This is a genomic window from Nocardia farcinica (assembly GCF_029867845.1).
Classification (GTDB): Bacteria; Actinomycetota; Actinomycetes; order Mycobacteriales; family Mycobacteriaceae; genus Nocardia; species Nocardia farcinica_A.
Window position 1 is genome coordinate 1 of the sequence record NZ_JARWRU010000731.1, and the last position, 7,971, is coordinate 7,971.

Here is a 7,971-nt window from a genome sequence, read left to right on the forward strand (position 1 = left end):
CCGCCACCCCGGGGCGCTGCACCACCCCCCCGCGGGGTCCCCCTGGCTGTGGGCCTCCCTGGCTCTGCGGGTGGGCTAAGACCTCGCCGACGGCGGCCTGCACCGGCGCGGGGACCGGGTCGGTGGGCGCGGCGTCGGTGAGCACGATGGGGTGCAGGTTGCCGTCGCCCGCGTGGGCGAAGGTGAAGATCCGCACGCCGGTGCGGCGGGAGATCTCCTCGATGCCGTCGACCGCCTCGGCGAGCCGGCTGCGCGGCACCGCGATGTCCTCGATGAGCACTCGGCCGTGGCGTTCGATCGAGGGCAGCGCCAGCCTGCGCACCTGGAGCAGGCGCTCGGCCTCGGCCTCGTCGGCGGCGGTCTCGAGGCGGGTCGCGCTGCGGCGCAACAGGTCACGCACCCGCGCGGCCTCGTGCTCCGCGCCCGCGCCGTCGGTCTGGATCAGCAGGAAGGCCCCGCCGTCCGCGCCGAGGCCGGTGCCCTCGGCCTGGTCGATGGCCAGCAGGGTGGCGTGGTCGAGCAGTTCCAGCGTGGACGGGGTCAGGCCCGCGCGCAGCAGCTCGCCGACGGCCTGGGCGGCGGCGGAGACGGTGGCGAAGGTGGCGGTCGTGGTGGCCGTGCCGACCGGGCGCGGCGTCAGTTTCACCGTGGCCTCGACGATCACCCCGAGGGTGCCCTCGGAGCCGACGAACAGGCTGGTCAGGTCGTAACCGGTGACGTTCTTGGCGGTGGTGCGGCCGGTGCGCAGCCTGCGGCCGTCGCCGAGGACCACCTCCAGCGCGAGCACCGCGTCGCGGGTGACGCCGTACTTCACGCAGCGCAGACCGCCGGCGTTGGTGGCGATGTTGCCGCCGAGGGTGGAGATGGCGGCGCTGGCCGGGTCGGGGGCGTAACGCAGGCCGTGCCGGGCGGCGGCGGCATCGAGTTCGGCGGTGCGGACGCCGGGTTCGACACGGGCGATGCCGTTGTCGGCGTCGATCTCGAGGATGCGGTTCATCCCGGACACGTCGAGCACGATCTCGCCGGTGGTGGCGACCGCGCCGCCCGCCAGCCCGGTACCCGCACCGCGCGGGACCACCGGGATGCCCGAGCGGCTCGCGTGCTCGACGGTGGCGACCACATCGGCCACCGAGCCGGCGCGCACGACCAGATCGGGGACACCCTCGGGCAGCAGGCCCGATCGGTCGGTGCGGGCGGCGGCCAGCACCGACGGCTCGGCCGAGCAGTCCGACACCGCACCGGCGAGTGCGGCCAGGTGTGCGGGCAGCGCGGTGACGGTCATCGCGCGCTGTCGCCGCGCACGATCACCGGCAGGTCGGCGCCGAGGCGCAGCCGTTCCAGGAACAGCACCACCGTGGCGGCGACCGAGCGGTGGGTGGCGTCGTTGAGCACGTCGTGGCGACCGTCCTCGACCAGGTGGACGGTGGCGTTCGGCAGGGCGCGGTAGTACTCGAGGGCGCGCTCGACCGGGCTGATGGTGTCGGTGACGCCGTGCAGGGCCAGCACCGGCACGGCCGGCGCGGCCGGGGCGAGCTCGTCGAGAGTGATGGCCCGCGGCAGCGCGGCGTAGCCGAGCGCGCCGGTGCTGCGCAGCACGCCCTGGTGGGTGGGGCAGCCGGTGCGGGCGGCGATCTCGGTCTCGAAATCGGTGTCGGGGGCCTGCGCGTCGACCGGGAGACCCGCGACCACGACGGCGTCCACCAGTCCCTCGGTGCTCGCGGCGGCCAGGGCGCGCAGCGCGCCGCTGTCGGAACCGACCAGGACCAGCGGGGTGACCGCCCATTCGTCCCGCGCCAGTTCCCGCACGCGCGAGACCAGTTCGCCGGTGCTGTCGGCGTCGATCACGGTGACCCGGTAGGCGTCGGCCGCCAGGCGCGCGCCGAAGCGGTTGTAGACCTCGGCGGTCTCGCCGCGTCCCGGCACGATCACGAGGGTGCCGCGCGGGTTGAGGCCGGTGGGCTCGTGCCAGCGGACGGGGGTGGCGGATTCGGTGGTGACGGTCACGAATGTGCCTTTCCGGTGAGGGTGGCGGCCTGCTCGGCCGCGGCGATGACTTCGGTGGTGGTGCGGGTGCCCGGCTTCTCCCCGGCCAGCGAGGAGGCGCCGAGGACGGCCTGGATCGCCGCGTTGACGGGCACGTCGACGCCGTGCAGCCTGCCAAGCAGCACGATCTCGCCGTTGAGGTAGTCGGTCTCGGCGGGCACGCCGCGGGCGAAGCTCTGCCAGGTGGACTGCTGGCCGGGCCGGATGCCGGAGTCGGGGTCGAGCCGGAATTCGGACAGGTCCTCGGTGCGCTCGGCCACGGTGTCGGCCACCTCGATGCCCGCTGCCGCCAGCGCGGCGTGCGTCTCGGCGACCAGCGCGTCCTCGATGCGGGCCTTCTCCTCGGCGTCGCCGCTGAGCACCTCGACCGCGTTGCGCACGTTGTGCACGATCTTGGCGGCCTTCCAGCGCACCACGTCGTCGCTGATCTGCACGATGTACTCGGCGGCGCGCAGGTCGGCGGCGACCGATTCCAGCCGCTCGTCGGAGCCGGACGGGTAGCGGCCGATGGTGAGCACGCCGACCGGGCCCGCCGCGCCGGAGACGACCTCGCCGATCACCGTGAAGCGGGCCGGGGTGAGCAGTGACGCGCCCCACACATGGGCGAAGCGGCGCAGCGCGATACGCTCGGCGTCCAGGCCGTTCTGCAGGGTGATCACCGGTAGGTCGGCGGCGGTGCGGCCGGGCGCGCCGGCGACCGGCTGCCAGGCCCAGTCCCGCACGGCGGCGTCGAGGTCCTGCACCTTCGGGGTGAAGACGAGGACGTCGTCGGTGGTGAGGGTGACCTCGGCGGGCGCGGCGGCGGTGACCAGCGGGACGGTCGTGGCCGTGCCACGCCGGTGGTAGGTCAGGCCGCGCTCGGCGAGATGGGCGATCTGCGCGCCGCGGCCGACGAGCACGTAGGGCAGGCCGTGCAGTTCGAGCTGGGCGGCCAGGCCTGCGCCGACGGCGCCCGCGCCGATGACGACGTAGCGGGTCATGACTTGTTCTCCGAATCGGTGGTGGTCGCGGTCTGCGGGGCGGGGGCGACCGAGGCTTTGGCCTGCTTGCCGAGGAAGGTGGTGACCGTGTCCTCCTGCGGGAAGTGCACCCGCGCGGAGTACACGTCGCGCAGGTGGCGCTCGAGCGGATTGGACCGGCTCAGACCGGGATTGCCGATCAGCGAGACCATTTTCTCGACGGTGCCGATGGCGGCGCGGTTGGCGACGGTCTTGGCGCTCCACGCCACCGCCTTCGGCACCGGGATGCCGCGGTCGGCCTGGTCGGCCAGGGCGCGCAGCAGGGCGACGCTGCTGGTCAGTTCGATGTCGATCTCCCCGATGGCGGCCTCGAAACGCGGCAGCTCCAGCAGCGAGTGGCCGAGATTGGCGGGGCGGCGCGCGTCGAGGAAGCCGATGAACCAGCGGCGGGCGGCGTGCGCGGCGCCCAGGTAGATGGCGGGCAGCGCGGTGCCTGGCCCGAGGTTCTGGTCCTGCGGCTTGCGCTGCGCCAGCGGTTGCAGGCCGAAGGCGAACTCGTCGGGGACGAACGCGCCGTCGAAAGTGACACCGTGGCTGCCGGTGGCGCGCATGCCGGTGTTGTCCCAGCTGTCGTCGATGGTGATGCCCTCGCCGGTGATGCCCTCGCGCCTGGCGTCGATGACGAACGAGCCGACCCTCGGCTCGGCCTCGTCGGTGGTGGCCATGACGATCATCCAGCGCAGGCCCTCGGCGCCGGTGGAGTAGATCTTGTGACCGGTGACGCGCCAGCCGCCGGACACCTTGCGGGCGGTGGTGGCGGGCGCGCCGCCGCGCGAGGGAGTGCCGAGGGCGGGTTCGACCTGCAGGGCGTTCAGCAGCGAGGGGCCCTCGATCGAGGCGGCGAGCACCTGCTCGTAGAGGGCGGGCGGCAGCGCGTCCTCGGTGGCCTGCCTGGCGTGGATGGCCAGGGTCATGGCCGTGATGAGCGCGACCGAGGGGTCGCCCTCGCCGAGGGCGAGCATCAGGTCGACGGTGCCCGCGTGGCCGAGTTCGGCGCCGCCGAAACGCTTTCCGACGGTGGCGGTGAGGACGCCCGCCTCGTGCAGCACCTGGATGCTCTCGGCGGGGAACGCGCCGGTGCGGTCGTAGTCGGCGGCGCGCTCGGCGAGCGCGGCGGTGACGGCCGGTAACGAGGCCGGGTCGTAGGGCCGGAGCGAGGGCGCGGAGGTCACGAGAGCACCTTTCGGGGATGGGGATGCCTGCCGCCGGGCACGGCGGCCAGCAGCGCGCGGGTGTAGTCGACGGCGGGGGTGGTGTAGACGCGGTCGGCGGTGCCCGCCTCGACGAGGCGGCCGCGCCGCATGACGACGATGTCGTCGCTGACCTGCCGGATCACCGCGAGGTCGTGGGAGATGAAGATGTAACTGACGCCGAGTTCGGCCTGCACCCGCACCAGCAGTTCCAGGATCTGCGCCTGCACCGAGACGTCGAGCGCCGAGACGGCCTCGTCGAGCACCACCAGCGAGGGCTCGCTGGCCAGCGCCCTGGCGATCGCGACCCGCTGACGCTGACCGCCGGACATCTCCGCGGGCTTGCGCTCGGCGAAGGAGGCGGGCAGGCCGACCAGGTCGAGCAGTTCGGCGACCCGGCGGGCGCGGGCGGGCCGGTCGCCGATGCCGAAGGCGCGCAACGGTTCGGTGAGGGTGCGGCCGATGGTGAACCGCGGGTCCAGTGAGGCGAACGGGTTCTGGTAGACCAGCTGCACGTGCCTGCGCAACTCGCGCAGCCGCTTGCCGCGCAGCGCGGTGACGTCGCGGCCGTCGAACTCGACCCGGCCCGCGTCGGGATCGGTCAGGCGGGTGACGATCCGGGCCAGGGTGGACTTGCCTAAACCGGATTCACCGACCACGCCGAGGGTGCCGCCGCGCGGGACCGCGATGCTGACGTCGTCGACGGCCTGCACGTCACCGCCGGAACCGCTGTCGCGGAAGGCTTTCCGCAGTCCGGTGGCCACCAGGATCGCGCTGTCCTCCCTGGTGCGCGGCAGCGCGGCGCCCGGTTCGCGTTCGCGGACCACACCGTCGGCCCACACCAGCCGTCCCGACGACACCTGCGGCACGGCGGCCAGCAGTTTGCGGGTGTAGGCGGCCGAGGGGGCGGCCAGGATCTGTTCCGGCGCGCCGGATTCCACCACGCGCCCGGATTCGAGCACCACGATCCGGTCCGACCGGTCCCCCGCCACACCCAGGTCGTGGGTGATGAGCAGGATGGCGATGCCGAGTTCGCGGCGCAGTGCGTCGATGTGGTCGAGGATCTGCTTCTGGATCGTGACATCCAGCGCGCTGGTCGGCTCGTCGGCGATGATCAGTTCCGGGTCGTTGGCCAGCGCGGTCGCGATCAGGGCGCGCTGGCGCATACCGCCGGAGAGCTGGTGCGGGTACTGGCGCGAGCGCAGCTCCGGCCGGTCGATGCCGACCTTGGCGAGCAGGTCGATCACCCGCTGCCGCAGCGCGTCCTTGGGGACGCGGCCCTTGTGCAGGGTGATGGCCTGGGCGATCTGCTCGCCGATGCGCCGGGTCGGGTTGAGCGAGACGGCCGGGTCCTGCGGCACGAAACCGATGCGGGCGCCGCGGATGGCGCGCCACTGCTTGTCGCCGAGCCTCGTGAGCTCGGCGCCGTCGAAGCGGATGCTGCCGCCCTCGACGCGGGCGCGCTCGCCGAGCAGACCGAGCACGGCGTGCGCGGTGGTGCTCTTGCCGGAGCCGGATTCGCCCACCAGGGAGACGAGTTCGCCCGCGGCGATGTCGAAGTCGACGCCGTGCACGGCGCGGAAGGTCTCGGTGCGGGAGATTCGATAGCCGACCCGCAGGCCGGACACCGACAGCAGAGGTGGATGGGTCATGTCAGCGGTCTTCCAGGAAGCGGGCGATGCGGTTGGCGGAGAGCACGACCGCGGCGATGACCAGGCCGGGGAAGGTGGTCATCCACCAGGCGGTGGCCAGGTAGTCGCGGCCGCCGGAGACCAGCGCGCCCCACTCGGGGGTGGGCGGCTGGGCGCCGAAGCCCAGGAACGACAGCGCCGAGACCGACAGGATGGCGGTGCCGAACTCGAGCGCGGTCAGCGCCAGCACCGGCCCCCTGGCGTTGGGCAGCACGTGCGCGAACAGCGTGTAGGACCAGTGCGAGCCGGACGCCTTGGACGCCTCGATGTAGGGCAGCGCCCCGATCTTGAGCGTCTCCGAGCGCATGACGCGGGCGAAGCTGGCGATATTGGCGATGCCGACCGCGATGGCGACATTGATGGTGCCGAAACCGAGCGCGGTGACCACGGCCAGCGAGAGCAGCAGGCCGGGCACGGCGAGCATGACCTCGATGACGCGCATGAGCCAGTCCTCGACCAGGCCGCGCACGAAGCCGGCGATCAGGCCGACGCCCGCGCCGACCACGATGCCGACCAGCACCGCCACCAGCGTCGCCTGCAGGGTCAGCGCGGAGCCGTGCACCACGCGAGCGTAGGTGTCGCGGCCGAGATTGTCGGTGCCGAACCAGTGTTCGGCGCTCGGCGCGGACAGCCGTTCGGCGGGCACGCCGTTGATCGGGTCCTGCGAGGCGAACACCTCCGGGACGAACGCCCAGGCGATGACCAGGGCGATCACCGCGAACGACAGCACGAGGCCGGGCTGACGCAGCACCGCGCGCCACAGGCTGTCGTGCGCGCGGCGGGCGGGTGCGTCCGCCTGCGGGGCGATCTCGGGCGCGCTGTCGCTCGACTTCACCAGCAGCGCGGTCATGATGCGGTCCTTTCGGCGACCTGGTGGACGGGGGCGAACTTGCCGGCGGAAAGCGCTGCGGCAGCGGGCTTGCCTGCAGCGGGCTTCCCGGCGGAGACCGATCTGCGCACCCGCGAGCCGATGCGCGGGTCGAGCAGCGGGTAGAGGATGTCGACGACGATGCCGAGCAGCACGAAGACCGTGGCGGCGAAGGTGACCACCGCGAGCATCACCGGGATGTCCTGGGCGTTGACCGCCTCGTAGGTGATACGGCCGAGACCCATCCGGGAGAACACGGTCTCGACCACGACCGACCCGGCCAGGATGTTGCCGACGATCATGCCGACCATGGTCAGCAGCGGCAGCGCCGCGTTGCGCAGCGCGTCGGTGAACAGGGCGTGCGCGCGGGAGGCACCCTTGGCCCTGACCACCTCGATGTAGGGCTCGGCCATGGTGGTGGCCAGGCTCTTGGCGAGGATCTGGGCGACGAAGGCCGCCGTCGGGATCGCCAGCGTCACGGCGGGCAGGGTCAGGCCGTTGATGCCCTTGCCGCCCAGTGGCGGGAACCAGCCGAGTTCGAAGGCGAAGTACTGGATGAGCAGCAGGCCCACCCAGAACGAGGGCACCGAGACTCCCGCCGCGGGCAGCGACAGCAGCAGCTGGCGCAGCGGCCGCAGCGGTGTCAGGGTGGCAGCCAGCGCGACTCCGAAGCCGAGGACCAGGCCGATCAGCAGGGCGAAGGCGCCGAGCGCCGCGGTCTCGGCGAGTGCGTCGCCGATCATCTCCGTCACCGGCCTTCCGGTTTGGATGGAGATGCCGAAGTCGCCGCGCACCGCGTCGCCGAGGGCGTGCAGATACTGGAGCACCGGGTGCTGGTCCAGCCCGTACTGCTTGCGCAGTTCGTCCAGGGCCGCGTCGTCGGCGTTGGCGAATTCGGTGCCGCTGCCGGAGACCATCAACCGGATGGGATCGCTCGGCAGCAGGTACACCACGACGAACACCAGCGTGAACGCGGCCCAGAGCACGAACAGCCCCTGTAGGAGTCGGCCGCCGAGGAACCAGAGCCAGTCACGCACAGCTGTCGTCGACACCGGGCCGCGAGTCATCGTCGTCGTGCGTTGTATTAAGCAACCCCCCCGGACCACGGGCGCCCCCCCAGCGTAAGCCAACACAGTGGCCCCCGCCACCCCCCCCAACCC

7 protein-coding genes are annotated in these 7,971 nt (G+C 72.7%); all 7 read right to left on the minus strand.

Features of this window, described 5'->3' with window-relative positions; genetic code table 11:
* A partial coding sequence (locus QH283_RS15930; RefSeq protein ID WP_280503770.1) for an FAD-binding oxidoreductase occupies positions 1 to 1,282 on the minus strand: 1,282 nt, incomplete at its 3' end.
* Positions 1,279 to 2,004, minus strand: coding sequence for an alpha/beta hydrolase (locus QH283_RS15935; RefSeq protein ID WP_280503771.1), 726 nt, complete (start codon positions 2,002 to 2,004; stop codon positions 1,279 to 1,281). The genes QH283_RS15930 and QH283_RS15935, both read right to left, overlap by 4 nt.
* Positions 2,001 to 3,023, minus strand: coding sequence for a ketopantoate reductase family protein (locus tag QH283_RS15940; protein ID WP_280503772.1), 1,023 nt, complete (start codon positions 3,021 to 3,023; stop codon positions 2,001 to 2,003). Before QH283_RS15940 ends, QH283_RS15935 begins: the two co-directional genes overlap by 4 nt.
* Complete coding sequence (locus QH283_RS15945; protein WP_280503773.1) at positions 3,020 to 4,234, minus strand: acyl-CoA dehydrogenase family protein; 1,215 nt, start codon at positions 4,232 to 4,234, stop codon at positions 3,020 to 3,022. The genes QH283_RS15940 and QH283_RS15945 overlap by 4 nt, the downstream gene beginning before the upstream one ends.
* Positions 4,231 to 5,904: an ABC transporter ATP-binding protein gene (locus QH283_RS15950; protein ID WP_280503774.1), complete on the minus strand. Its 1,674-nt coding sequence runs from the start codon at positions 5,902 to 5,904 to the stop codon at positions 4,231 to 4,233. Before QH283_RS15950 ends, QH283_RS15945 begins: the two co-directional genes overlap by 4 nt.
* A 1-nt stretch (position 5,905) precedes the next feature.
* The gene (locus tag QH283_RS15955) at positions 5,906 to 6,793 is read right to left on the minus strand and encodes an ABC transporter permease (protein ID WP_280503775.1); all 888 of its coding nucleotides are present in this window, start codon (positions 6,791 to 6,793) and stop codon (positions 5,906 to 5,908) included.
* Positions 6,790 to 7,863, minus strand: coding sequence for an ABC transporter permease (locus QH283_RS15960; protein WP_280503776.1), 1,074 nt, complete (start codon positions 7,861 to 7,863; stop codon positions 6,790 to 6,792). The genes QH283_RS15955 and QH283_RS15960 overlap by 4 nt, the downstream gene beginning before the upstream one ends.
* Positions 7,864 to 7,971: the final 108 nt, after the last annotated feature.